The 25,000-nt window shown below is 41.3% G+C and carries 22 protein-coding genes and 1 tRNA gene; 14 read left to right on the forward strand and 9 right to left on the reverse strand.

Going from position 1 to position 25,000, the window contains the following annotated elements; translation table 11 throughout:
• Nucleotides 1-240, forward strand: a 240-nt coding sequence (locus tag HXY43_RS22845; RefSeq protein WP_290888221.1) for a hypothetical protein, incomplete at its 5' end; no start/stop codon positions are given.
• Between the two features lie 102 nt (nt 241-342).
• A complete protein-coding gene (locus HXY43_RS22850) occupies nt 343-792 on the forward strand; it encodes a RidA family protein (RefSeq protein ID WP_290888224.1) in 450 nt (149 codons plus the stop codon).
• Between the two features lie 71 nt (nt 793-863).
• Here the strand turns inward: HXY43_RS22850 and HXY43_RS22855 are convergent, their stop codons facing one another.
• From HXY43_RS22855 to HXY43_RS22880, 6 genes are all read right to left on the reverse strand, one after another.
• On the reverse strand, nt 864-1,871 hold the full coding sequence (locus tag HXY43_RS22855; protein WP_290888227.1) for a quinone oxidoreductase family protein: 1,008 nt from the start codon (nt 1,869-1,871) through the stop codon (nt 864-866).
• The gene (locus tag HXY43_RS22860) at nt 1,868-2,674 is read right to left on the reverse strand and encodes an alpha/beta hydrolase (RefSeq protein ID WP_290888230.1); all 807 of its coding nucleotides are present in this window, start codon (nt 2,672-2,674) and stop codon (nt 1,868-1,870) included. Before HXY43_RS22860 ends, HXY43_RS22855 begins: the two co-directional genes overlap by 4 nt.
• A 154-nt stretch (nt 2,675-2,828) precedes the next feature.
• Nucleotides 2,829-4,217: a histidine--tRNA ligase gene (hisS, locus tag HXY43_RS22865; RefSeq protein ID WP_290888233.1), complete on the reverse strand. Its 1,389-nt coding sequence runs from the start codon at nt 4,215-4,217 to the stop codon at nt 2,829-2,831.
• Between the two features lie 371 nt (nt 4,218-4,588).
• Nucleotides 4,589-5,035, reverse strand: coding sequence for a DUF3598 family protein (locus tag HXY43_RS22870; RefSeq protein ID WP_290888236.1), 447 nt, complete (start codon nt 5,033-5,035; stop codon nt 4,589-4,591).
• 28 nt (nt 5,036-5,063) lie between these two features.
• Entirely contained in the window at nt 5,064-6,482 is a 1,419-nt protein-coding gene (locus HXY43_RS22875) for an aldehyde dehydrogenase family protein (RefSeq protein WP_290888239.1), read from the reverse strand.
• A 175-nt stretch (nt 6,483-6,657) separates the two neighbouring features.
• Nucleotides 6,658-7,599, reverse strand: coding sequence for a 3-keto-5-aminohexanoate cleavage protein (locus HXY43_RS22880; protein WP_290888242.1), 942 nt, complete (start codon nt 7,597-7,599; stop codon nt 6,658-6,660).
• A gap of 355 nt (nt 7,600-7,954) precedes the next feature.
• On the opposite strand from HXY43_RS22880, the gene HXY43_RS22885 reads away from it, so the two are divergent.
• Together HXY43_RS22885 and HXY43_RS22890 are read left to right on the forward strand one after the other, a co-directional pair.
• The gene (locus tag HXY43_RS22885) at nt 7,955-8,998 is read left to right on the forward strand and encodes an AEC family transporter (protein ID WP_290888245.1); all 1,044 of its coding nucleotides are present in this window, start codon (nt 7,955-7,957) and stop codon (nt 8,996-8,998) included.
• Nucleotides 8,999-9,352: 354 nt separating this feature from the next.
• On the forward strand, nt 9,353-10,183 hold the full coding sequence (locus HXY43_RS22890) for a metallophosphoesterase (protein ID WP_290888331.1): 831 nt from the start codon (nt 9,353-9,355) through the stop codon (nt 10,181-10,183).
• A gap of 587 nt (nt 10,184-10,770) precedes the next feature.
• On the opposite strand, the gene HXY43_RS22895 is transcribed toward HXY43_RS22890, so the two are convergent.
• Nucleotides 10,771-10,842: transfer RNA gene (locus HXY43_RS22895), tRNA-Thr, on the reverse strand.
• Nucleotides 10,843-11,162: 320 nt separating this feature from the next.
• On the opposite strand from HXY43_RS22895, the gene argF reads away from it, so the two are divergent.
• The 7 genes from argF to HXY43_RS22930 all read left to right on the forward strand — a co-directional run bounded on the left by argF (nt 11,163) and on the right by HXY43_RS22930 (nt 18,168).
• Complete coding sequence (gene argF, locus HXY43_RS22900) at nt 11,163-12,083, forward strand: ornithine carbamoyltransferase (protein WP_290888248.1); 921 nt, start codon at nt 11,163-11,165, stop codon at nt 12,081-12,083.
• Nucleotides 12,084-12,205: 122 nt separating this feature from the next.
• The gene (gene lexA / locus HXY43_RS22905; protein ID WP_290888251.1) at nt 12,206-12,811 is read left to right on the forward strand and encodes a transcriptional repressor LexA; all 606 of its coding nucleotides are present in this window, start codon (nt 12,206-12,208) and stop codon (nt 12,809-12,811) included.
• A gap of 137 nt (nt 12,812-12,948) precedes the next feature.
• Complete coding sequence (locus HXY43_RS22910) at nt 12,949-14,481, forward strand: DNA phosphorothioation system restriction enzyme (RefSeq protein WP_290888254.1); 1,533 nt, start codon at nt 12,949-12,951, stop codon at nt 14,479-14,481.
• Between the two features lie 308 nt (nt 14,482-14,789).
• Nucleotides 14,790-14,963: a hypothetical protein gene (locus HXY43_RS22915; protein ID WP_197036007.1), complete on the forward strand. Its 174-nt coding sequence runs from the start codon at nt 14,790-14,792 to the stop codon at nt 14,961-14,963.
• Nucleotides 14,960-17,035 (forward strand): AAA family ATPase, encoded by a 2,076-nt coding sequence (locus HXY43_RS22920; RefSeq protein ID WP_290888257.1) that lies wholly within the window; start codon nt 14,960-14,962, stop codon nt 17,033-17,035. The genes HXY43_RS22915 and HXY43_RS22920 overlap by 4 nt, the downstream gene beginning before the upstream one ends.
• A gap of 54 nt (nt 17,036-17,089) precedes the next feature.
• Complete coding sequence (locus HXY43_RS22925) at nt 17,090-17,416, forward strand: SAM-dependent methyltransferase (protein ID WP_290888260.1); 327 nt, start codon at nt 17,090-17,092, stop codon at nt 17,414-17,416.
• 290 nt (nt 17,417-17,706) lie between these two features.
• A complete protein-coding gene (locus HXY43_RS22930; RefSeq protein WP_026731962.1) occupies nt 17,707-18,168 on the forward strand; it encodes a DNA phosphorothioation-associated protein 4 in 462 nt (153 codons plus the stop codon).
• Between the two features lie 30 nt (nt 18,169-18,198).
• Here HXY43_RS22930 and HXY43_RS22935 read toward each other — a convergent pair whose 3' ends face one another.
• Both HXY43_RS22935 and HXY43_RS22940 read right to left on the reverse strand, forming a co-directional pair.
• The gene (locus HXY43_RS22935) at nt 18,199-18,705 is read right to left on the reverse strand and encodes a GIY-YIG nuclease family protein (RefSeq protein WP_290888265.1); all 507 of its coding nucleotides are present in this window, start codon (nt 18,703-18,705) and stop codon (nt 18,199-18,201) included.
• 74 nt (nt 18,706-18,779) lie between these two features.
• On the reverse strand, nt 18,780-20,378 hold the full coding sequence (locus HXY43_RS22940) for a DGQHR domain-containing protein (RefSeq protein WP_290888267.1): 1,599 nt from the start codon (nt 20,376-20,378) through the stop codon (nt 18,780-18,782).
• A 214-nt stretch (nt 20,379-20,592) separates the two neighbouring features.
• Between HXY43_RS22940 and dndC the strand changes: the two genes are divergently transcribed.
• The 3 genes from dndC to dndE all read left to right on the forward strand — a co-directional run bounded on the left by dndC (nt 20,593) and on the right by dndE (nt 24,949).
• Nucleotides 20,593-22,245: a DNA phosphorothioation system sulfurtransferase DndC gene (gene dndC / locus HXY43_RS22945; RefSeq protein ID WP_290888270.1), complete on the forward strand. Its 1,653-nt coding sequence runs from the start codon at nt 20,593-20,595 to the stop codon at nt 22,243-22,245.
• A 213-nt stretch (nt 22,246-22,458) separates the two neighbouring features.
• Nucleotides 22,459-24,441 carry a DNA sulfur modification protein DndD gene (dndD, locus tag HXY43_RS22950; protein ID WP_290888272.1) on the forward strand — a complete coding sequence of 661 codons (1,983 nt, stop codon included), beginning with the start codon at nt 22,459-22,461 and terminating at the stop codon, nt 24,439-24,441.
• 121 nt (nt 24,442-24,562) lie between these two features.
• Nucleotides 24,563-24,949, forward strand: a complete 387-nt coding sequence (gene dndE, locus HXY43_RS22955) for a DNA sulfur modification protein DndE (protein ID WP_290888274.1) — start codon at nt 24,563-24,565, stop codon at nt 24,947-24,949.
• Nucleotides 24,950-25,000 lie beyond the last annotated feature (51 nt).

The following is a 25,000-nucleotide window of genomic DNA, read 5'->3' on the forward strand; positions in this document are numbered from 1 at the left end:
ACTAGCCCTGTCAAGATGGGTAAAAAACGAACCCAAATCTTAGTAGAGAAGACTATTTTCCTCTTTGTGTCTTTGTGTTTCAATCATTCTTTTTTCACCACCCTCCGGGTTCGCCAGTCACCCATCTCCGCAGAAGCCAAGACGGGGGCTGGACTCACCAAGACACAAAGACACCAAGAAAAATCCATTTCCAAGACTCACACCTTGACAGGATTTAAAACGCAGAGGGGCGCAGAGTAAGCGCAAAGGATCGCAGAGTTTTGGTGTAAAAATTTCGCTATGAACTAATGCTTAATTGCCTGTATATTCTTTCGAAAATTAAACATCATCAGGAAATTTGTGATGTCTACTCGTGAAGTCATTATTCCCAAAGGGATGAAAATTCTCTATGAAAAGTTTCAATATTGTCCCGGCATTAAAGTCGGTAATACCTTATATATCTCTGGACAAGTAGGCAGAGATGAGAATTTGCAAATTGTCAAAGGCGTAGAAGCCCAGTTTGTGCAAGCTTTTGAAAATGTCAAGAAGGTGTTGGACGCAGCAGGAGCTACCTTTGATGATGTGGTAGAAATGATTAGTTATCATGTGGTAAATGTAGGAGAAGCGCAAAATGCATCCGCTGCTGCTGGGACACCAGAAAATTTAGCGATTCCCTATTTACCACTTTTTAGAGAAGTCAAAGCTCGTTATTTTACCAATCAATTTCCAACATGGACAGCTGTTGGCGTCGCTGCTTTATCTAGACCAGAATTGATTATTGAAATTAAGTGTGTGGCAGTCATTAGTCAATAGTCAATAGTCAATAGTCATTGGGCAAAGGACAACTAACCACTAACCACTAACCACTAACCACTATCTACTAACTAAATCCTGACAACAATTTTGCCGCAATTTTTGCCACCAAGCATATATTCGACAGCATCAGGAATTGATTCTAAGCCTTGGAATTGAGTCGGATCGATGCCAATTCTAATTTGACCGGAGTATAGCAGATTTAACAGGCGATCGCGTGCTGCTGGCATGTGTTCTGCATATAGTGGCATGAGAAAGCCACGCACAGAAGCAGCTTTCCAAAACAGCTTACTATATATTCGCGGTTGATTGACGCTCTCAAAGTTATTTAAATACTCAGATATAAAACCAACAACCACTAAGCGTCCCCGCACTGCTAAATTCTCAACACAGGTATCGAACATTTGTTTACCAACACACTCGAATACTAGGTTGACGCCTTTGGGATATTCTCGCTGGAGGACTTCGCCGACATTTTCGGCGCGATAATTGATAATGCGATCGCATCCCAGTTGCTTGAGAAATTCTGATTTTGCGTCAGAACCGCAAACTCCAATGACATGATTTCCTGCTAGTTTTGCCACTTGCACGGCGATATGTCCTGTTCCGCCTGCTGCGGCACTGACAAGGACTGTTTCCCCGCTTTTCATTTCGCCGACTTGTTCTAATGCTACTACGGCTGAAACACCAGTAGGCATAAGTGTTAAAATCTCTGGTGTCGCTTCCGGTACTTTAATTGCTAACTTGGCATCTACGGCTTGGTACTCGCGATATCCTCCTCCACGCGCGGTGGTTTCGACAGCATCACCAACTTGGAAATCTTTGACATCACTCCCGACAGCAACAATTTCTCCTACCACTTCTACACCCAAATCAAACGGGGGAGTTAATTTGACGTAGGGAACATCACCACGGCAAAGTAACGTGTCAAATCCGCCGTTCACTCCAGCGAATTTATTGCGAATAACTATCTCATTGGCAGCAGGTTCAGGAATCGGGACTTCGACAATTTCAACAGCAGTTCTGAAGTTATGGCTATGCTGTTTGGCAATCAGTTTTTTATAAGTTTTAGGACTCATAAAACATCCAAAAATTCTAATACTACTTTCGATATTTTTTGTGTCTGTTGATGCATCATACAGAATGTTCCGCCTTCAATATCGATAACTTTTGCTTGGGGTATTACTTGTTTAATAAAATTGCGGTTTTCTGCTTGTGCTAAACCCAGTTTCACCAGTCCTTTGATATCCTCAGTTCCTGATAGAACGAGGGTAGGACATTGGATTAAACGAAATCGTTCTAAATACGGATAGTTGATAAAAGCTAAAGGTGCATAGGGAGGATAGCCATAGCATTTCGCCTCGTCTAACATACACAGGTGATTTAACTCTGTAGATCCTACATATTGGGCACGAAATGACCATCTTTCAATCAGGTGCGAACCATCTGGTTTAATTTGAAAGACTTGATAATATCTATTGGCGATCGCTGCTTTTTGTTCTTCAGTAAAATCATCCACGTTACATAGTATGAGTTTATCCACACGGTCTGAATACGCTGCTGCTACTTCTGCACCTACATAAGCGCCCGTGTGGTGTCCAAGAATGCTTGTTGTTTTTATGCCTAACTCGTCCAAAAGCATAATTACAGTCTTGGCGTAGTCAGCGACAGAATAAATTCTGGGAGGTTTATCAGAATCACCGAGTCCCATCAAATCCATTGCGATGACACGCTTTGTTTCAGCAAAGATTGGCATCAAATCTTGAAATTCGTTACTGCTACTTGGGTTTCTATGTAGTAGCAAAAGAGGTTTTCCTTCACCACCGATTCGGTAGTGAATTTGACCATCTTCTGTGTCTAAAAAAGCTCGTTTAATTTTCATATCACCCTGGTAAGCTGAAAATCTTTTAATTTACAAAATAGATTTTAAGGAAACTCTTGTGGGGTGGGCATCTTGCCCGCCCCGCCAAGTGCAAATTAAATGCAAAACAGCTTAGATTTATATCTTTCCGTTCCAAGCTTTAGCCTGGAAAAAGTTACGCCAATCGGCTTTTAATTTCTTCAGCCAAATTTTCCAGAGATACTTCTACCTGTTCGCCGCTTTTCAAATCTTTGAGCGAAGATTTTTGGACTGCGGCTTCATCCGCACCAATAATCACGCAGAATTGAATTCCTTGTTTGTCAGCTAGCTGGAATTGTTTGCCAATACCACGTTTATCAAAGCTAGTGACAACATTAATTCCTGCCTGACGCAATTGTTGAGAAATTTTGAGGTAAAGTGGCATTAAATCCTCTTGCATATTTACCACCATCACCTGTGCTGGTGTAGGTGCAAAGGTATTCAAAATGCCAGCTTTTAACAAGCGACTCATTAAGCGAGTTAAACCAATCGAAATGCCCACACCAGGCATTTTTTCGCCTAAAAATACTCCAACTAATTCTTCATATCTACCGCCAGAACAAATGCTACCCAAGGCTTCATGCCCAATCAGAGTAGTTTCGTAAACTGTACCAGTATAATAATCAAGACCACGAGCAATAGATAAATCTATACAGAAACTATTTTCCGGAACTCCGAGATTGCGAACGCCTGCAATCACTGTTTCTAGTTCCGTCACTCCCAGATTGAATTGTTCGGCTTCTGGCATGGTTTGAGCGAAGTATTTAAGCTTATCCAATACCTCGTCAACAGCGCCTCTAATTTTAATAAAGTCGATGATTTTTTGGGCTTGCTCTGAGGAAACACCATCTTTTTCTAAATCCTGCTTGACCTTATTTTCACCGACTTTTTCTAAGGTATCAATAATACCAATACAGGATTTAATTTTATCTGCTTCAATCCCTACTGATTGAAAGAAACCAGTGAGAATTTTGCGATTATTGATGCGAATAATAAAATCACCGATATTGATGGCTGTAAATATTTCAGTAATAATAGCGGGCATTTGAGCATCGTAGAGTAAGTTCAATTCCCGACGACCGACTACATCAATATCACACTGGCGAAACTGGCGGAAACGACCATCTTTTGCCCTTTCGCCCCGAAATACAACATCCATTTGATAACGGGCAAAAGGAAATGTCAAGTCATTGAGGTGACGGGCAATATACGCAGCCAGGGGAACTGTTTGGTCAAATTTTAAAGCACGTGCTTCCGAACCTGTTTCTCCTGACTTGTCTTTTTCTGCTTGCCGATTGGGAGGCAAGATGGGATCGATACCATAAATTATGTTGTCGCCTTGATTACCTTTTGCTTGCAAAACTTCCAAACGTTCTACTGCTGGAGTTTCGATGGGGGTAAACCCATAGCTTTCAAAAACCCGACGGATTGTATCAAGCAAATATAATTCCAAGCGCTTTTCGCCAGGAAGAAATTCTGGAAAACCACTAGGGGTAGAGAAATTGATTTTTTCAGCTCTTGCCATGCCTTTTAGCCATTCAAAATTCTCTCTTCAACATACCAAAACTATTAGCTGTCATTTGACTCTTCAGACTGCAAATTCTCCCTGATGCGATGAATGTTCCAAAATTTTGAACTTGAAGCTAGGTGAAGTCATGGTGCGTAATACCATTTCTCTTTGCCCCCCTTTTTAAGGGGGGTTGGGGGGATCGCAAAGCATCAAGTATTTGGAGAAATGGTATTACACATCGTTAACGCACCTAAAAAATTTAAGGTGTTGCATAATCAAAGGATGATTCTTGTGGGGTGGGCCAGACAGCCCGCCCTCAAAATACAAGGGACGGTTCGTGTCGCCATTAAGTTCTGTTGATAAATTCTTTTGGAAACCTAAATTGATTATTTGACTCGATGTTCTTGCATCATTGTGCGTTTAAAGACTTGATTGTTTTTAAACCAATGTAAAGTGCGATCGCGATAATTTCTACAAGAACTAAGATGGATCATTTCATACATATGGGCTTCTGGTAAAGCTTTGTACTTAAACCACAAAATAATGATAGAGTCATCTACTTCCCATGCATAACCTTGAAGACGTTCGGTATCGAACCAAATTTTTTTATCTTGGTATGTTGCTGGAAAATGATGTTCCTCAAATTTCCCGTCTTCCCATGTATACTTATTGATTTGGTCGTAGGGATAGGAACCATTTTCTGGAAATTGATGGATTAAGTATGAGTGATGCTTGTCAATAACATTACCCGCAGCATCGATAATTGTATATATACCTTCCCATTCTCCTTCGTGACGGGCAAGAAGGGGCATTTCTTGTTTGATGTTAGACATTAAAACTCTCCTGAATATATTAACTGGCTTACTGGGTATTAAACCACCAGGGATCGGCAATAGACTTTGTTTTAATCAAAAATGCCTTTTTCCGCATAAACCGCGTTATTGCTGCTGGCCCCATGCGGGAACCACCCAAACCAGAAAACTTGAAGGAATTTTTTTCTCCCTCGTGTATCAGGGCAGTCAGAGCCGCATCATTGATACTTATAGCACCCGCATCTATACGCTGGGCAACTGCTAATGCTTTGGTTTCATCTTGGGCAAACACCGCTGCACTCAGTCCATAAATGGTGTCATTCGCCAAGTTAATTGCTTCTTCTGGTGTGGAAAATGGCATCACAGGCATAATCGGGCCAAATGTCTCTTCGGTCATCACTTTCATCTCATGATTAACCTGAGTGAGAACTGTAGGACGACACCACCACCCTCCACCACTATCTTCGACTTTGCCGCCGCAGTGTACAACTGCTCCTTTTTCCAGTGCATCTAGCAGATGGTCGCTAATAATTGCTGCTTGTCTTTCTGCAATAATTGGCCCAATTTCTCCGCTTTCAACTGTAGGATAAGCTAATTGCAGGCGTTCGGCTTTAGCTACCAATCGTTCCACAAACTGTTCAAAAATAAAATTAGCAACATAAATTCGCTCTATTGCAAGGCATGACTGTCCGGTGTTGACTACAGAACCCCACAAAATTGCTGAGGTTGCTAATTCTAAATCAGCTGATGCCAAAACGATCGCTGGATCTTTGCCTCCCAATTCCAAAAAAGCAGGTATAAAACGTTTTGCTGCTGCTTCTCCTACTTTTCGCCCTGTTGCCACACTCCCGGTAAAGCATACCAAATCGACATTTTGGACGATAGCAGCACCAGTTTCGCCTCCTCCCTCTACGAAACTTAATATATCCCGCAATTGGGGGATGGCGTTGATTGTTGCCAAAAGTGGTGCCATAAAGCGAGGAGTAATTTCGCTGGGTTTGACGATAACGGCACAACCTGCCAACAATGCTGGAATAGTATCAATAGTGGAAAGCAAAAGTGGAAAATTCCAGGGACTAATCACTCCCACCAGAGGATAAGGAACTGCTGTTTGTTCGAGTTTAATAAATGGTACTGCTGTCTCTTTTTCTGTTTCTTCCAATAACTTTGGTGCTAATTTACACCATCTATCAATGCTGGAAAGAAACGAGTCTATTTCCATTACCGAAATAGACAATCTTCCCGTATCAGCAACTAAAGCTTCGGTAAGTTTATCTCGCCCAGAAATTATAGCTTGCTTCCACTGCTGCAAAGCTTCAATTCGCCCTTCCAAACCAAGTCGCAACCAGCTTTGCTGCGCTCTCCGCAAGCGATTGCATTGCTGTATTAACAATTTTGGAGGCGGTGGTATAATTACGTAATCATATTTGCCCGTGCGGGGATTGCGGATTTCTATTGGTTTAGACATTAGTCAATAGTCATTAGTCATTAGTCATTGGTCAGTTGTTAGTGGTTAGTGGTTAGTGGTTATTCTCCCCATCACCCCATCTCCCCTTCGGGGAATTAAAAATGTAAAATTAAAAATTTTTAATTTTTAATTTTTAATTTTTAATTGACTACTCCCCATCACCCCATCTCCCCTTTTACTGTGCGATCGCATATGCAGAATTGCTTTGTTTGCGAGTTGGCAGTTCCGGACGTGGCGGCATTTTGAGAATTTCGCGTGCTTGCGCTGGTGTTGCTACTTCCCGACCCAGAATATGTGCCATCTGGACAACCTTTTCTATGACCTCGCCGTTGTGTGGCTTGCCAAAGCGAGTGTAAGGCCAATCTCCAAGCCCAATGCCAATGTGTCCTCCCAGTGTAATTACCCAAGCTGCCAAAGGCATCGCGTCTCCATGCCAGCAAAGCGCTAGCCATTGCTCGCCTGGAGGAATAGCATCTATCATCGCTTGCAAAGCAGGGAGTGTTGGTGCTGGACTACTCGGCATCAAGTCTCCCGTAAAGATAAAGTCCCAAAGGGTATTCCGCGACAACAATCCCATCTCTTGGAAATAGCGTGCCGTCCGAATTTGCCCAATGTCCCAACAAGTACAAGCTACGAAGACACCTTGTTCTGTAAGTATCTTGAGTAAATCCCGAATATGAGCGCGAGAATTTGAGTATACTTTGTCGTACGTAATGAACTCCTTCGCCTGGGAATCCCAATAGTCTACGTTAAACGAGCCAAACTCCAAAGCGACCATATCCACACGCAGCAGTGGATCTTTGTTTGCTGCCAAGATGTAGCCAACACGCTCTTGAACATTGTTCTCCGCATTAGTATAACCAAGGGTGGGATTGATAATCAGGTCGGTTTTTTCTCGGATTCCCTGAATGACTTCCAAATAGAGTTCTACATCGTTGCGCCACTTACCAGAAACGGGGTCACGTGCGTGCCAGTGAAAAACTGATGCTCCTGCTTCCCAAGCGCGGACAGCTTCCCTGATAATCTCCTGTGGACTGTAGGGCACTTCGGGATTCTCCTTGCGGTAGTCAGCATCATTGCAGCGACACTGAACAATCAGGGGTAATTCGCTGTTCACTGTCTTCCTCCCAAAATCTTGTGATTCTGAAGCTTTCGGCACTGCCTTTTTAGAACGTTGCAAATATTGCCCACTATTAGCAGAACCGAGAACTTCTCAGTAATGGTTTTATTATGAAGGCGATCGCATTGATGTAGCAGAGTTTCGTGTAAAAGTTTATTATTTTGCGATCGCGTCAGGTTCATAGAAATCATTAGAAGGATGCTTATAGCTAGCGAAGTTGTCAGGAAACTTTAAAATATTTATTCTTAATAAGAGTGAATTAATTACGGTAGTCAATAGTCATTGGTCATTAGTTATTCTCCCCATTCCCTCAAGTCTATCCCGGTATATCTATTAATTTTAAGTATTATTTATGACAGATAACCTGTTACATGCTTATACGCCCCTGATTCTATGGATGAGTTTGGGGCTATTTATTTTTAGATTCTTACCTCAATGGCTTCCCCGTTTCTTAGGTCGCGGTCTTTACTGGGTTGGTGTGCCCCTAGAACTTTTTGCATTAGCCCGTCAAAGTCAACTAGGACAATTTAATAGCGGGGTAAGCCTACCTCTACTAGCACCAGTAGTGACAATAGGAGCGCTAGTATTAGGTTTGATCGTAGCATTCCTGGTTTTATGGGGATGGAAAAGGTTACTGCCTTACAACTCAAGGGTAAATGATGGCACTGTTTTGGAAGACAAGGTGAGTTATTTCCCCATGTCCTCGCAAACTCGTGTCCCTGTTTCTTCTTTTTATAGTCTTGATTCAAATACTCAAGGCAGTTTTATACTTGCCACCGTCTTGGGTAATACTGGCTTCGTGGGCTTAGGAATTGCCCCGTTTTTAATTAATTCTGATGCTCTGGGCTGGGCTGTACTCTACAGTATTACTCATAACCTTGTCGGGCCTTATGGCATGGGAGTAGTAATTGCCAGCTACTTTAGTCAATCAAAACCCTCAACTCGCTGGTGGATGCAACTGCGTGAGATTCTGAGTGTACCTCCTCTTTGGGCTTTTATCATTGGTATTCTCACTCAACAAGTACAACTACCACAAGTAATTGAATCAGGATTGCAAGGATCTGTAAGCATTGTGATCGCCTGCGCCTTTTTGCTAACTGGTATCCGCTTAGGTCAATTGCGCGGCTGGAAAAGTATTAAACTAGCCGTCTTACCAGCTGCCATCAAAGTTGGTGTTACACCCCTATTCGTTGGCTTAGCAACCACTTTGTTACTGGGATTATCAGGCGATCGCCGTCTGGCAATGGTCTTAATGTCTGGTATGCCCTCGGCTTTTGCCGGTTTAATTTTGGCAGAAGAGTATAATTTAGACCGCGATTTAATTGCCAGCAGCATCATCCTTTCTACACTGCTGTTACTCCTAATGCTGCCTTTGTGGATTGTAGTCTTTGGGTAAAATAAGTTCGTACGCGAAATTTTTCACCAAGAACTCTGCGATCCTCTGCGCTTACTCAGCGCCCCTGGTGCGTTTCAAATTGCTACCTTTTTGAAGAGAAGAACAAGCGATCGCGAATATATATTGCTATAAAACCAGCTTATTTTTTATTTATATAAAGAGAAAAGGCGTTTTCGCGTAAAATCCCAGTGGCTATACCATCAAATTCACTGAACTCGGGTGATTCCAAGAGGCGATGCAAGTAGAGAGGATTTGCCCATCGCAAATCTAAATCCGGATCGCCGTAGCCATACGATTAACAAGATGAATATTTGTTAAGCTAAAGGCGCTGGTATGAGGAGTAATGTCAGCGCAATGCACTGGTTGTTGTCTGGTTCTTTAAGTGTAGAGACATTGACGGTTAATATTCAGGATTTGCCAGCATCGTTAAAAGGTACGAAGCTGGTGCAGATGTCAGATTTACATTACGATGGTTTGCGGTTGTCAGAAGAAATGTTAGAAAAAGCGATCGCCACCAGCAATGAAGCAGAACCTGATTTAGTTATACTAACTGGTGACTACGTAACCGACGATCCGACTCCAATTCACAAGCTAGTACTGCAACTAAAAAATTTACAAAGCCGCGCTGGTATTTATGCTGTACTAGGCAATCATGATATCTACTATCATCGCTCAAAAGCAGAAATTACAGATGCATTAACTAGCATCGGGATCGCAGTTCTTTGGAACGAAATAGCCTATCCACTAGGAGAAGAATTACCTCTGGTTGGACTTGCTGATTATTGGTCGCGGGAATTTCATCCTGCATCGGTGATGAACCAATTAGATCCTGCAAAACCCCGTATAGTCTTATCTCACAACCCAGATACTGCCGAATTTTTAAAACAATGGCGAGTAGATTTGCAATTATCCGGTCATAGCCACGGCGGTCAGCTTGTGTTGCCAGGAGTTGGCCCAGTAGTTGTTTATTATAAGCAGCTGATTGACAAAATACCTAAAAGAGTGAGGCGAAGGATACCCTTTTTGAAAGGAAGTTTGGCTAAAGTGATGCGACATTGGGAATGGGCACAGGGGTTTCATTACGTCGGGACAAACCAGTTATATGTCAATCGCGGTTTAGGAACTTACCCACCAGGTCGCCTGTTTTGTCCACCAGAAGTAACTATTATTACCCTACAAGGTTAAGCAAAACTAAACTACCGCTATTACGACCGAACAATGTCAGTAACTAGCGGTAGTTTATTAAACATGCTATGGAATTATACGAGTTGAAATTCAGATTAGGAATAACTCAACTAATGTGGACGAGACTCGCAACTACATCCTCAAACTAAAGCATCCGTAATTCATTCCAGCTAGGCAGGCATTCTTGGCTGTGCGTTCAAAAACCTCCAAAACAACTAAATGAACTCAAGGCGAAAACACATTCTTCGGATGCAATAACCTAGGATTAGTTGCGATGAGACTAGAGGCGGAGGCACAAGCTCTAGCCTAAAGGCTTTGGTTAAAGGTTTTATTTGTCTGTGCCTACTTTTTAAATTAGCATTGCTTTTCTTAATCAGGACTTTTATTTTACCAAATTTGACTAGCAGTAATTTTTTGCAATAATTGACAAAATATTGTGATATTGCTGATAGTCTTTGCTTAGATGCACATAAAATTTTCAAAGACTTTGGGCATGTACGATATTCGCCTCTACTAAAAAATTGAGACATCTAATTTGTGAATGTATACAAGCTAAAACCCCCGAATTTTGGGGGTTTCGCATGAAAAGCCAGCAGTCGGATTTGAACCGACGACCTTCCGATTACAAGTCGGATGCACTACCACTGTGCTATGCTGGCGCAGGCTTGATTAAGTATGAACGCAAACTAGCTTTTACTTTCAAAAGCCGCGCTGATTTACCATCTTACCATAACCTAGCTAGTTGTAAACCAAAAATAGCAAAAAAAATTAGTTTCTCACTAGGTACACATAAACTTCTTTCACAACAGTACTTCTGCTATTTTGCGAACTTTAAGCACAGATAAACTAATATCAACATCACAATAACCTGAAACTCTAGGTTAGATGTAGGAATATTTGGTACAGTTTTAAAGCGCTACTTTTTGCACGGCTGTGTACAGAAACGAAAAGACATAATTTTTCTTTACAAACTAGAAGCATGGCAGCGTTGAGCGGACGAGATTTATTAAGTCTGGCAGACCTCAGTTCCCAAGAGGTTCAAGAACTTCTGCAAATGGCAACCCAACTGAAATCTCAACAGTTGAGGTTACGGTGTCACAAGGTGTTGGGGCTATTGTTTTCTAAGGCTTCAACTCGCACACGGGTAAGTTTTACCGTGGCGATGTACCAACTGGGTGGACAAGTAATAGACCTAAATCCAAATGTCACGCAAGTTAGTCGTGGTGAACCCGTACAGGATACAGCGCGGGTTTTGGATAGATATTTGGATATTTTGGCAATTCGCACTTTTGCACAGCAGGAATTGGAAATTTTTGCCCATTATGCCAAGATTCCAGTAATTAATGCTCTTACTGACTTAGAGCATCCTTGTCAGGTTTTAGCCGATTTATTGACGATTAAAGAGTGTTTTGGCACACTTTCTGGACTAACCTTGACCTATGTTGGTGATGGTAACAATGTTGCTAATTCTTTAATGCTTGGTTGTGCTTTGGTAGGCATGAATGTGAGAGTTGCCACACCGAATGGATTTGAACCAAATGCAACAATTATCGAAAAAGCACGCGCGATCGCAGCTAATAAAACGCAAGTAATAGTCACTAACGATCCCGAAGCAGCAACCAAGGGTTCTCATGTGCTTTACACGGATGTTTGGGCAAGTATGGGGCAAGAATCAGAAGCAGGCGATCGCTTACCAATTTTCCAACCTTATCAAATCAATGAGCAACTGTTGAGCCTGGCCGAAAAAGAAGCGATTGTTTTACACTGCTTACCAGCCCATCGTGGCGAAGAAATTACTAATGAAGTCATCGAAGGTTCGCACTCACACGTTTGGGATCAGGCCGAAAATCGTATGCACGTACAAAAAGCTTTACTTGCTAGCTTTTTAGAAGCAGAGTAAACAAGTCAAAAGTCAAAAGTAATTTCTTTTAATTTTTAACTTTTTACTTTTCTCTTTCCGTAGGGGGGTTTTTTGTAGTACTAATGTTCTAAGAACATTTATATTTACCTCCCTACAAATTTATGGAAAGACTAACAGAAGCGCAACAAGAACTTTACGAATGGTTGGCGGAATATATTCGACAACACCAGCATTCGCCTTCGATTCGGCAGATGATGCAGGCAATGAATTTGAAGTCACCAGCGCCAATTCAAAGTCGCCTGGAACATTTACGCACTAAAGGATACATTGAATGGAGTGAAGGAAAAGCACGGACGATTAGAATTTTACGTCCATTAAAACATGGTATACCAATCTTGGGTGCAATTGCTGCTGGTGGTTTAATAGAACCATTTACCGATGCAGTCGAACATCTTGACTTTTCTAATTTGTCTTTGCCATCCCAAACTTATGCTTTGCGGGTAGCAGGCGACAGCATGATTGAAGATTGCATCGTTGATGGAGATTTAGTATTTCTGCGCCCCGTACCAGAACCAGATCAACTCAAAAATGGTACTATTGTCGCCGCCAGAGTGGATGGATACGGTACAACATTAAAGCGATTTTATCGCCAAGGCGATCGCGTCACCCTCAAACCTGCCAACCCAAGGTACAACCCCATTGAAGTACCTGCCATGCAGGTGCAGGTGCAAGGTTCCCTAGTTGGCGTCTGGCGCAGTTACAACTAACAGAGGAAGTGGGGAAATAGGGGGATGGGGAGATAGGGAGGTGGCAAGAAAGATTTCACCTCATTACCCACCACCCCATCACAAAATCCTCCCCACTCCCCACTCACCACTCTCTATTTATACGTAGTTCAACATCAATGTATCTGACACAACCAAAAGTCCGGCAACTGCCCACTTTCAAAACGGCGGTTGCCACAACTGGGGAAATCACCCTTCTCAAAATACCATTTGCAGGTGAAAGCAAGGGCAGTTATCAAACTCAACAACCATTACCAGGCTGCCCAACAATGCCAGCATCTCTGCAATTGCGGCAATATCAGCGCCAAGCGGTAAATAGCTGGTTTGCCAACAACGGCAGAGGGACGCTGAAAATGGCAACAGGTAGCGGTAAGACTATTACAGCACTCTCAGTAGCTTGCGAGTTATACAAACAAATTCACTTGCAAGCATTGCTAGTAGTATGTCCTTACCGCCATCTTGTTTCCCAATGGGCGCGAGAATGTGAAAAATTTAATTTGCAACCCATCTTAGCCTTTGAAAACTTACGCACTTGGCAAAGTCAACTTTCTAGCCAACTGTACAACGTCCGTTCTAGTTCGCAACCATTTCTCACAGTTATCACTACCAACTCCACCTTAATTGGCGATGGGTTCCAATCTCAACTTAAATATCTTCCCGAAAGAACTTTAATTATCGGTGATGAAGCTCACAATTTAGGTGCACCTAGACTAGAAGAAAGTTTACCTCGCCGCGTTGGTTTGCGACTGGCTTTATCTGCCACACCAGAAAGATATTTTGATGAAACTGGAACTCAATCTATATTTGATTATTTTGGCGCGGTTTTACAACCAGAATTCACTTTAAAAGACGCGATCGCTCAAGGCGCTTTAGTGCATTATCTTTACTATCCCATTCTCGTGGAATTAACCGAAACAGAAAGTCGTGCCTATGCCAAACTAACACAAAAAATTGGACGGGCACTTTTGTATCGAGAAAAAGAAAATTTGGAATGTAGAGACGTAGCATGCTACGTCTCTACAGAAGATAACGAAGATTTAAAGCCGTTATTGATGCAACGCGCAAGGCTAATTAGTGCAGCAGAAAATAAATTAAACGCTTTGCGTGAGTTGATGGCTACTCGTCGCGAAACAAGTCATACGCTTTTTTATTGCAGTGATAGTTCTCAAGAAGCGGGACAGCGTTCTAGCTTACACCAACTCAAAGAGGTTGCCAAAATTTTAGGAGTAGAATTAGGTTACAGGGTAAGCACCTACACCGCTCAAACTTCTCTAGAAGAAAGAGAAGTTTTACGCCGTCAATTTGAAAGCGGTGAATTACAAGGTTTAGTCGCAATTCGCTGTTTAGATGAAGGCGTAGATATACCAGCCATTCAAACTGCTGTAATTTTGGCAAGTTCTGGCAATCCCCGGCAATTTATCCAGCGACGCGGACGGGTTTTGCGTCCACATCCAGGCAAAGAACGCGCCACAATTTTTGACATGATAGTTTTGCCACCAGATTTAGACAGAAAAACTTTAGAAGTGGAACGTAACTTATTAAGAAAAGAATTGCGGCGCTTTGTTGAATTTGCTGATTTAGCAGACAATGCTGGTGAAGCGAGAATCAAGTTACTTGATTTACAAAAACGATATGGATTATTGGATGTTTGAAAGAAGAAGGGGAAAAGGGAAAGCAGAAAGGAAAAAGGACATTGTCCTTTTCCCCGAATACTGATATTTCATCTAGGTTTATCTGCGTGCATCTGTGGTTGAATATAAAAAAACTGAAGTGGTTACTATTAAACAACCAATAATTAACCACTAACTACTAACAACTAACCACTAACCACTTTCAAAAAACTTGCTTTTCTTCACATTCAATCTAATTTTAAGAAGCAAATGAAACAGTACCTCTACGGATGCGATCGCTCTGGTCTCCGTGGTTAGAATATCAAAAAATACATTCTTTTAATAAAAACATGAATAAACAAACGAATATAGATGACGTGCAAGAGCCAATAGCTAGTGCTGCACCAGAAGTGCGACAAATAATCGAACAGGTATGGCAGTTAGAAAAAAGCAGACTAGATAAAAAAAGTAACAGCCCTATCAATGATGATATTTTGAGAATTGTGAAGGAAGCAGTGCGATGAAGCTCATTTCAATTAAGCTGTGCAATTTTCGCTCCTTCTATGCAAAAACCCCAGAGATAGTGTTAGCTCATGGAGATGTTAGTAACACAACTATAATTCACGGTAATAACGGCGCAGGTAAAACAAGTTTACTGAATGCATTTACTTGGGTACTGTACGAAAAATTTAGTGCCGCTTTTGCTTCAGCAGAACAATTAGTAAATAAACGTGCCATAGCTGAAGCTAAAATTGGTCAACCTGTAGAATGTTGGGTAGAAATTGTTTGGGAGCATGATAGTAAACGCTATCGGATTAAACGCTCCTGTCGGGTTTATAAAAACGAAAGTGATTTTGAGCCTGGTAAAACAGAGTTAAGTATGTGGGTGGGTAGAGATGATGGCTCGTGGTATTTTGTCCCACCCAATCAAAATTTAGAAGATATAATTAACCAAATTTTACCTAGTAGCTTACATCAATATTTTTTCTTTGATGGAGAGCGCATAGAACAGATTGTGCGTTCTGATAAAAAGGCTGAAATTGCCGAAGCTACTAAAATATTGTTAGGAGTTGAGGTAATTAATCGTTCTATCAGGCATTTAAGCGAAGCCAAGAAAACTTTAGAAAACGAATTAAAAATTATTGGTGACTCAGAAACCAAACAGCTTTTAAGACAACAGGCAAAAATAGAACAGGAAATTGAGCGAATCAATAACAGGCAAACAGAAATTAAACAAGAGTTAGAATATCAACAAACTATCAAAAAAGAAACAAGTAATCGTTTGCGAGAACTCAGCGCCGCCAAAGAATTGCAAGAAAGACGGCAAAATTTAGAATCGCAAAAATCAGCAAATCATGGAGAACTGAAAAAAAAGTGGGAAGCACTGAAAAAAGCAATTTCCACACGGGGATATACGGTATTGCTATCAGAAACAACAGTACAGTTTCGGGAAATAATTGAAGATTTAAAACAGCGAGGCGAGTTAACCTCTGGGATTTCACGGGAATTTTTACATAATTTACTAAGCTCTCAACGCTGCATTTGTGGAGCAGAATTACAGGAGGGGAATCACTCGCACGAAAATGTCAAAAGCTTGCTAGATAGAGCCGGTTCATCATTAGTAGAGGAAACTGCTATTCGCATGAGCGCTCAAGTTGATGAAATAGATAAACAAGCAGTAGGATTTTGGGAAGAGATTGATAGAGAACAAGCGGAAATCAATCAGTTAAGGCAAAATATATCTCAAATAGAAGCAGATTTAGATAACATTCAAGAAAGATTGCGAAAAGATCCAAGTGAAGAAATTCGCAATCTACAAAAACGCTTGGATGAGATTGAAGAAAAAATTACAGATTTAACCTTAGAACAAGGTGCAAACCAACAGCAAATAGCTAATTACAAAACGGAAATAGAAACTTTAAGCAAACAAATCACCAAGCAGAAACTAAATGAAGAAAGGCAAGCGCTAGCACAACGACGCATTGCGGCTACCCAAGATGCTATTGAACGTTTAACTTTAGTAAAGTCACGACAAGAACAACAATTTCGCTTACAACTAGAAAAGCGGGTACAAGAAATATTTAGTGAAATTTCGTTTACACCTTACACTCCTAAAATTAGCGATCGATATGAGCTAACGCTGGTGGAAAATACAGCAGGTATAGAAGCACCAGTAGCAGCCTCTACAGGTGAAAATCAAATCCTCAGTTTATCGTTTATCGGCGGTATTATCGACAGAGTAAGGGAATGGAGTCAAAGAAAAATGTTAATGGTGCCAGATACTAGCACTTTGCCGATAGTCATGGATTCACCCTTTGGTAGTTTGGATGAAGTTAATCGTCGGCAGATTGCTAGAATAATTCCTAAATTAGCAAATCAATTAGTCGTATTGGTGACTAAAACGCAATGGCGGGGTGAAGTAGCAGCAGAAATAGCAGAGAAAATAGGTAGAGAATATGTATTGGTTTACTATTCTTCCAAACCTGATTGCGAACAGGATTATATTGAGTTGGGAGGAGAGAGATATCCTTTGGTTAAACAAAGTCCGAATGAATTTGAATACACAGAGATTATTGAGGTAAATCGTGTAAATTAAAAGATACACAAAGATGCACAATAATAAATTATCTGTGTTAATCTGCGTGCATTTGTGTTCGCACGATCAAATTTTATCCCTGATGAAACTCTAGCTAATGTGCTTGATACGCTTTATGATTGGGTTCCTGCGGGAAGTTTCCTAGCATTGGACTTTGATGGCGAGGCGGGAATGCAGTATCCCAAAGTCTTAGAATTGCTTGAATCAACAGGTGAGCCTTTATATATGCGGAACCCTACAACAATTCGTCCATTGCTTGGACGCTGGCAATTAACTACTCATGACATTGTACCAGTTGCTGCATGGCAGGCTGAACCATCATCTATTCTAGTTGAGAATAAAGAGCCAGTTTTTATGTATGGTTGCGTTGCTTACAAGTAAACACTTGATGATTTCGCTTATGGGTTTTTAAGAATGCTGTATTTTATTACACGGATGTAAATAGGGTGCGATCGCTTGTTTGGATAAACGAACCGCCATAGACGCGCAAGCGGCTTCCCGCAGGGTAGACGCCAAGGACGCCAAGACGAGAGGAGTGCGATCGCACTGGCGCAGATATGTTCAGAAAAATGAACCGCAGAGAGACAAGACTAAGTAAACGCTTAGCAACTTAATCGTTAGACATCACTTTTGCTTTCGGTTAAAATTGCAACAAAGTATATATCAGAACAATGGCTGCAAATAGAATCAAAATTGCCAAAGACAAAGTTGAGTTAGTGAAAGCTTTAGTAGCATCAAAGGATACAACTGGCCCTTTCCAAACGTATGTAGAAGTGATGGTATTTGCAGCGGCGTTGGGGACAAAGTATAAAAAGCGAGTTCCTTTGGAGGGAATCGCTAAAGATTTATCTCCACTCCGACAGGATTATTTTGCTACTAGCTTCACTATGTTAATTAATTTGTTGGCTATCACCGAAACAAAAGACATTAAAATTCTAGGCGATGACGATACGGCTGACGAGCAGCGCATCCATATTTTTGAAGAGTATGCTAATGGTGGATTGGAAATTTTGCAAAATGAACTACGAGGAGCGGTAGACTACTCAGAGCGACTTTTATTGATTCTAAGTTCTGAAAGATTTAAGCAAAAAAAAGAAGATGAGGAATTCGATTTAAGTAAATTCCTCTCTTGAGTTACCGTATGAGTGCCTTTTGTTAAAAACTTAAATCAGCCTGCACCTATTAATATTGTGACCAGCAGCCGCAAGGCGATCGCGTAAAATACTTCCTTCGCTAAGATGGTTACTAATTCTAAAATATAAATTCGTCGTCTTTCCTATATATAGCGGTTGCTGAAATATAAGGGAGTTGTTTAGGAGCATAAAGAGCGGTTGACGAAAAGATGAGTCGGCAGCTAACTCTTTCAACAAAAGTTCTTTAGAAAATGAATTGTCTGGTTGAAGTCTTATCCTATGTGCTGGGGGAAGTCTTGTCTCTCGGGGAGCAGAGTGATCTTTAGAAAGTTCCTTAAGAATATAATTAACGAAGACTTCAGGATCATGTCTTGCACTAGGATCAATCTCAAAGCGACGATACCAAGCGTAGACACCACCAATATGATTGGGGATGCGGCTTAAAACAGCACTATTCCCACGCATCTGCGTTAAATCGTACAAAATTACGTTTTCACTTAGCTGTTGCACAGCATCATTGCCATGTAGCCATGCCACAAATTAGACTCCTTTAATACATTACGTACCAAAGTAGCATAACAATTTATCCCAAGACGAGTAATTGTTAGTAACTACAAAATAGATGGAAGTCCTACCTGCTTGGGTTCCACAAATTTACCATCAAAACTTATTGTTTTATTTTCTACCCTTCTAGCATCAGCCAAAGCCTTACGAAGTTCTGCACGTTCCATTTGATCCTGAATTCCACCCAAAATATAAATCAGTAACTTCGCCGCCAGATCCCGTCCAGCCACCTGCACCCGCTTTTTATTTGGGTCATATAAAACGCCGTACCAAATGGACTGCGGGAACTCCATACCACTAAACCCGCCTTGCTGATCGAACTTCCGCAGCTTCTTAAAAATGTCTTCCAGCTTAAATCCTTTCCGGAAAATCAAGATGCCCAAAGCTTGCGCTAAAGCGACTTGACCAACAGGACGCAAAAGCATATTTCCTTCGCCTCCATCCTTTTCAAAGCTGAATCGTCGCAAGGCTGGTGTATCTTCATCTTCTAAAATCTTATAACTGGGAAGGCTTGCTAAATAATCAAACAGCTTGTGAAACTCCTGTATTCCCTTCTCAAGTTCCTCATCCTCTGGACGCATGGGAATTAGACCCTTGTCTAAGGGTTTCCAGTGAGGGAACTTTTGTCCCAAGTATCGTTCAGACATATCTTTAAGTGCTTGCAGTGTTGTCAAAACTGTTGACTTGGCTGCAACCGTCGCACTATTCCAATTCACGCGAGGCTTTCGGGTTTCCCGTTGTTCCAAAAGCGGATGCGTCACGGCGATTTTTCTGGCAACAATCGAAAAACCATCATCCTCATTCAGCTGTGCTAACTGACCTTTAGTCAAAGGTGCAGCCATCAGGTTGACATGAACAAAGATACTTCTCACCCGTCGTCTTGCCTGTTCACGAGTTTCTCCTTTCTCAACCGCACAGATGAATTCAATACCGATTTTTTCTTTAGGCAAGCTTTGCAAGTGAGCAGGCTGAACATGATACTGTTCAATCAAGTCATCCACTGTAATAAAAGTGTCGTCAGGGCTTTTATCCTTCTTGTAACGTTGGAGTTTGCCAGTTTTCAGCAACTCCATCAACCCCTGCACCCCCATTAGTCGATGCTGACCATCCAGTGCATAAATGGTCACATTCTCTTCAGAAATGTTTAATAAACCCACCTTACCTTCTTGATCTAAAGGTGTAAAAACTGTGGTAGGCTTTATAGCCGTTCCTTGGCTATCCCACTCAGCAGCTTTGGGATTATCCACCCACGGTTGGTTAATCACTACTAGCACAGGCGGAAACTTGTGATTTTTTCGGCCTGCCAAATACTGCGCTAAGGGTAGTTGACGTGACCAATCAAGCGGACGCTGCTGAATCTCGTCAATACTTTCCGCGTCAATCTCGATATTATCCGTTTGAGAGTTGTATTTTTGCTGAAGCAGGGGTAAAGCAGACGCAAAGCGAACCCGACCCGCAAACCATTCTAAGGTAACAGAGCCTACATATGCCTCAGTCCCTCCCATCTCAGTTTTTTGAACCAAAATCTGGTCTTTTTGGTTCATAAACTTTTCTAGCAGAATAGCTAGTACCTGTTTATCCTTGTTTTCTCGTTCTAGATACTCGCTGGCAATGTCAGCAGTTGGGTAAATTGCACTTTCATCCATATTATTTTTTAAAATCTAGAATTATAAACCAGATTAATTTTCTACAAAAATGGATCTAATTAGCAAAGTTTTTAAAAACCTTTAAGGTTTACAATACTAGCGTTGCACTTGCAGTACACAATCTTCTCCCCTCCTCGCTTGCGGGGAGGGGGTGGGGTTCTACTGGTGCAATAGATGAGGTGAAAATCACCTGTGTTTTCAGAGGTAGGGAGAAATGGCTACAGCACAACAGCCAGAAACTAAAAATCAGCAACCGCGTACTGTGGCAGAGTTAGTGGAAGATATCCAAGCTCTCACCACTGAAATACAAGAGTTATACTGCTCAGATGAAATACCCTGGATCATGGGCGTATCATGGGGTAAAGACAGTTCCGTAACTTTACAGCTAGTTTGGAATGCGATCGCCACTCTTCCTCCAGAAAAACGAACAAAGACAATTCATGTTATTACAACAGATACACTCGTAGAAAACCCAGTAGTTTCTGCTTGGGTTCGTAAATCTATGCAGCAGCTCAAATCTGCTGCAAAAGTACAGGGGATGCCGATTGAACCCCATCTGCTTCAACCAGTAGTTCAAGATACATTCTGGGTAAATTTGATTGGCAAAGGCTACCCAGCACCACGCAACCAGTTTCGCTGGTGTACCCAACGTTTGAAAATTAATCCTGCTAACCATTTCATCCGAGAGATGGTTAGAGCCAATGGTGAAACAATTCTTGTCTTAGGTACTCGCAAAGCTGAAAGCAGCAAACGTGCTGCGACAATGCAAAAACATCAAATAGGTAGAGTACGCGATCGCCTTAGTCCTAATGCTAGTCTACCTAACTCTCTGATTTACACCCCAATAGAAGATTGGCGAAACGATGAAGTATGGATTTATTTAAATCAGTGGCAAAACCCTTGGGGAGGTAATAATAAAGACTTATTTGCTATGTATCGGGGTGCTACGGCAGATAATGAATGTCCCTTGGTTGTAGATACTTCTACTCCCAGTTGTGGAGATTCACGATTTGGCTGCTGGATTTGCACAATAGTTAATAAAGATAAATCGATGGAGGCAATGATTCAAAATGACGAAGAAAAAGAATGGATGCAGCCTCTGTTGGATATCCGCAATGAATTAGATATTAAAGAAGACCACGATAAGAGGGACTTCCGACGCATCTGGGGTGAAGTCCAACTCTTTGAACGCAATGTAGATAATGAAATTTCAGTAGAACCAATACCCGGTCCCTATACCAAATATTGGCGGGAACATTGGCTAAGAAGAGTATTAGAAGCGCAAACACAAATCCGAAACACTGCGCCAGAAAATATGCGCGATATCACCCTAATTACTCCAGAAGAAATGAGCGAAATTCGCCGCATTTGGTTAGAAGAAAAACACGAATTTGATGATAGTTTACCCCGCATATATCAAGAAGTGACTGGAGAAGAATTCCAAGATCCGCGTCCTGGTGCTGGCTATAGTCTCTTAGGTAGCGATGAATGGGCAGTACTAGAAGAAATTTGTGAAGGCGATGCCATGCACTTAGAACTGATGGCAAAGCTATTAGACACTGAACGCCAGTATCGTAAAATGGCTCGCCGTGTAGGCATATATGATGCCCTTGAAAAATGTTTTGAAACTAGTTCCCGTTCCCAAGAAGAAGCAATTAAAAATGCTCATTTAAAAAGAGATTTGAAAACAGCGGTTGCTCAAGCTGACGTAGAAAAGGTAAAGCAGCTTACTTTAGGAGATGTTGTCGCAACGGATGAGGTAACTGATAATTTAACTGCAAGTCCCCAAGACAAATCATCTACTACAGAATCTGCTACCAAACCAAAGACTTGGGGAAATATCAAATTTCAAAATAGAGACACTTAGTACACAATGGCACAAATTCTTAGCCTAAAACTCTGCGCCCCTCTGCGCTTACCTCTGCGTACCTTTGCGTTTAAATTCCAAACTTAAATTCGCTACGGTTTTATGCAAAAAATATCATCGATTTAAGCCTAGAATTCAAATTTGAACATAGCCGTAAATTTACTTCACGGTTAATGGCTTCTTAACGCGAGAATTAAATATAAAAATATCACTATGTTATTTCTTGAACTAGTTCTAGAAAATTTTGGCCCATACAGTGGACGTCAAGTCATTAATCTTGACCCTCAATTTGCTGAAAATACTTGCCCAATCATCCTTTTAGGCGGGATGAATGGCGGAGGAAAAACAACGCTGATGGATGCCATTCGTCTAGCACTTTATGGACATCGCGCTCAATGTTCTACCCGTGGAAATTTAAGTTATACCGATTTTCTTTCTCAATGCGTTAATAGCCACACACCACCAACAGAAAAAACTCGCATTGAATTAGTTTTTGAACATATTGAAAATGACCAACCAGTCAAATACAGAATCGTGCGGACGTGGGAAAAAAATCCTAAAGATGGTAAAGACCATTTAGGCATTTTAGGTGATGATGATACATGGCCTGTTGAGGCTTTAGTGAATATTTGGGATGAGTATATTGAAAATCTGCTCCCATTAGGAATTTCCAACTTGTTTCTCTTTGACGGCGAACAAGTTAAGGAACTGGCAGAACAAGAAGTACCGCCACCGATTGTAGTAGATGCAATTCGCGCACTTTTAGGACTAGAATTAGCGGAACGCTTAGCAGTTGATATAGATATTTTAGTCAATCGCAAACGTAAGGAAGTTGCTGATACTCAAGAGTTAGCAAATTTAGAGGAAATCGAAGAAAATCTTAAACAGTTGCAAGAAGAATATCATGAGCAAACGCAAAAACATGCGTCTCGACAAGAACAATTAAAAACAGCAGAGAAGCATGAACAAGAAGCTATTGATAAATTTGTTTATGAAGGTGGTAAAATTGCCGCAGAAAGCAGTCAGTTAGAAAAACAAAAGGAAGAAAGAACTGCGGAAGCTGAACAAATTCGTCAGGGAATGTGTGAATTAGCGGCTGATGTTTTACCGCTGGCGTTAATTCAACCGCTACTCACTCAGGTACAAGCGCAAGGAGAAAAAGAATTTCGCTATCAACAGTCAAAAATAGCATTGGATATTTTACTTGAACGAGATCAAAGCTTACTCAATTTAATTCATAATTTAGGTATTCCTGAAGATAAATTTTCAAAAATAAAATCATTTCTTGATCAAGATGTAGAGACGCGCCAGGTTGCGTCTCTACAAGAGGAACTTTGGTTATTAGCTGATGATGAAGCTCTCAGTCAACTGGGTAATATTATTTATTACTTACACAATGCCAAAAATTCTGCTAAACAGCAATTAGCAAATCTCATCACTAAAGAAGAAGAAATTATTTCTCTGGAAAGACAGGTACAAACAGCAGCATCACCAGAAGAATATAATAAACTGCGTGATGCGATGCGAGCAGCACAAAATCAAGTTGCTGAAGCAAAAGCTAATTGTGAGATAGCTAGACGCCGTTTAGCAGAACTAGAAGCGGCGATTGAGAAGTTAAAAAAGGACTTAAAAGCATATACTGACGATACAATTAAACGCCAGAATAAAGAACATATTATTATCGCCTCTGTGAGAGTTCAAGAAACACTGAAACTGTTCCGGGAGCGTTTGACTCTGAGAAAATTAAATAAATTGGAAAATGAAGTAACTGAGTGCTTTCGCTATCTTCTGCACAAATCTGATTTAGTGCATCGCATTGCCATTGATACTAATACTTTTAGCCTATCTCTGTATGATTTACAGGGTAAACCAGTTCCTAAACACCGCCTTTCCGCAGGAGAAAAACAACTCTTAGCGATCGCCTTCCTTTGGGGACTAGCACGAGTTTCCGGACGCCGCTTACCAATAGCTATTGATACACCTCTAGGCAGACTAGATTCTTCTCACCGCAGTAACCTAGTTGAACGTTACTTTCCCTCTGCCAGTCATCAAGTGATTCTTCTTTCCACTGATACAGAAATCGGAGAAAAAGAAGTGCAAACCCTGCGAGAAAACGAAGCGATCGCCCGCGAATACCTCCTCAAATACGACTCATCTACTCGCCAAACAACCATACAACCAGGGTATTTTTGGTAATGAATGAGATACTATTAAGCTCTTAGTGTCTTAGTGTCTTGGTGGTAGAAAAATCATTTTTGAAACACTAAGACACCAAGACACCAAGAAAGATTCATTTCAATTCGCTGTGCGGATTATTATGGAAACTACTATTGAACGTATCAAACTTTCTCAAACAGCCAAAGACCAACTTACCAAACTCAAACGCATTACTAAACTTGACCAATGGAACATTATATGCCGTTGGGCATTTTGCCGTTCTCTCAGCGAACCCGCCGCACCCTCCCCAGTGCCAATTCCCCAAGATAGCAACGTCGAGATGACTTGGCGTGTCTTTGGTGGCGAAATGTCCGATATTCTCTTGCTGGCACTTAAACAACGCTGCTACAATGATGGACTCGGAACTGATAAAGAAACTTTAGCTACACAATTTCGCCTGCATTTGCATCGTGGTATTGGATACTTAGCAGGCGATCCAAATATCAAGAAAATTGAAGATTTGATTGAATTAGCGACCAAGAATTGAAATTATGGTTAGTGGTTAATGGTTAGTAGGAATACAACTAACTACTAACTA

The sequence above is a fragment of the Fischerella sp. genome (assembly GCF_013388695.1).
In the GTDB taxonomy this organism is placed as follows: Bacteria; Cyanobacteriota; Cyanobacteriia; order Cyanobacteriales; family Nostocaceae; genus PCC9605.

Excerpts from the sequence above, each read along its gene's own strand:
- HXY43_RS22850 (WP_290888224.1), top strand. The coding sequence starts at position 343 with ATGTCTACTCGTGAAGTCATTATTCCCAAAGGGATGAAAATTCTCTAT.
- HXY43_RS22855 (WP_290888227.1), bottom strand. The coding sequence starts at position 1,871 with ATGAGTCCTAAAACTTATAAAAAACTGATTGCCAAACAGCATAGCCAT.
- HXY43_RS22860 (WP_290888230.1), bottom strand. The coding sequence starts at position 2,674 with ATGAAAATTAAACGAGCTTTTTTAGACACAGAAGATGGTCAAATTCAC.
- hisS (WP_290888233.1), bottom strand. The coding sequence starts at position 4,217 with ATGGCAAGAGCTGAAAAAATCAATTTCTCTACCCCTAGTGGTTTTCCA.
- HXY43_RS22870 (WP_290888236.1), bottom strand. The coding sequence starts at position 5,035 with ATGTCTAACATCAAACAAGAAATGCCCCTTCTTGCCCGTCACGAAGGA.
- HXY43_RS22875 (WP_290888239.1), bottom strand. The coding sequence starts at position 6,482 with ATGTCTAAACCAATAGAAATCCGCAATCCCCGCACGGGCAAATATGAT.
- HXY43_RS22885 (WP_290888245.1), top strand. The coding sequence starts at position 7,955 with ATGACAGATAACCTGTTACATGCTTATACGCCCCTGATTCTATGGATG.
- HXY43_RS22890 (WP_290888331.1), top strand. The coding sequence starts at position 9,353 with ATGCACTGGTTGTTGTCTGGTTCTTTAAGTGTAGAGACATTGACGGTT.
- argF (WP_290888248.1), top strand. The coding sequence starts at position 11,163 with ATGGCAGCGTTGAGCGGACGAGATTTATTAAGTCTGGCAGACCTCAGT.
- lexA (WP_290888251.1), top strand. The coding sequence starts at position 12,206 with ATGGAAAGACTAACAGAAGCGCAACAAGAACTTTACGAATGGTTGGCG.
- HXY43_RS22910 (WP_290888254.1), top strand. The coding sequence starts at position 12,949 with ATGTATCTGACACAACCAAAAGTCCGGCAACTGCCCACTTTCAAAACG.
- HXY43_RS22915 (WP_197036007.1), top strand. The coding sequence starts at position 14,790 with ATGAATAAACAAACGAATATAGATGACGTGCAAGAGCCAATAGCTAGT.
- HXY43_RS22920 (WP_290888257.1), top strand. The coding sequence starts at position 14,960 with ATGAAGCTCATTTCAATTAAGCTGTGCAATTTTCGCTCCTTCTATGCA.
- HXY43_RS22930 (WP_026731962.1), top strand. The coding sequence starts at position 17,707 with ATGGCTGCAAATAGAATCAAAATTGCCAAAGACAAAGTTGAGTTAGTG.
- HXY43_RS22940 (WP_290888267.1), bottom strand. The coding sequence starts at position 20,378 with ATGGATGAAAGTGCAATTTACCCAACTGCTGACATTGCCAGCGAGTAT.
- dndC (WP_290888270.1), top strand. The coding sequence starts at position 20,593 with ATGGCTACAGCACAACAGCCAGAAACTAAAAATCAGCAACCGCGTACT.
- dndD (WP_290888272.1), top strand. The coding sequence starts at position 22,459 with ATGTTATTTCTTGAACTAGTTCTAGAAAATTTTGGCCCATACAGTGGA.
- dndE (WP_290888274.1), top strand. The coding sequence starts at position 24,563 with ATGGAAACTACTATTGAACGTATCAAACTTTCTCAAACAGCCAAAGAC.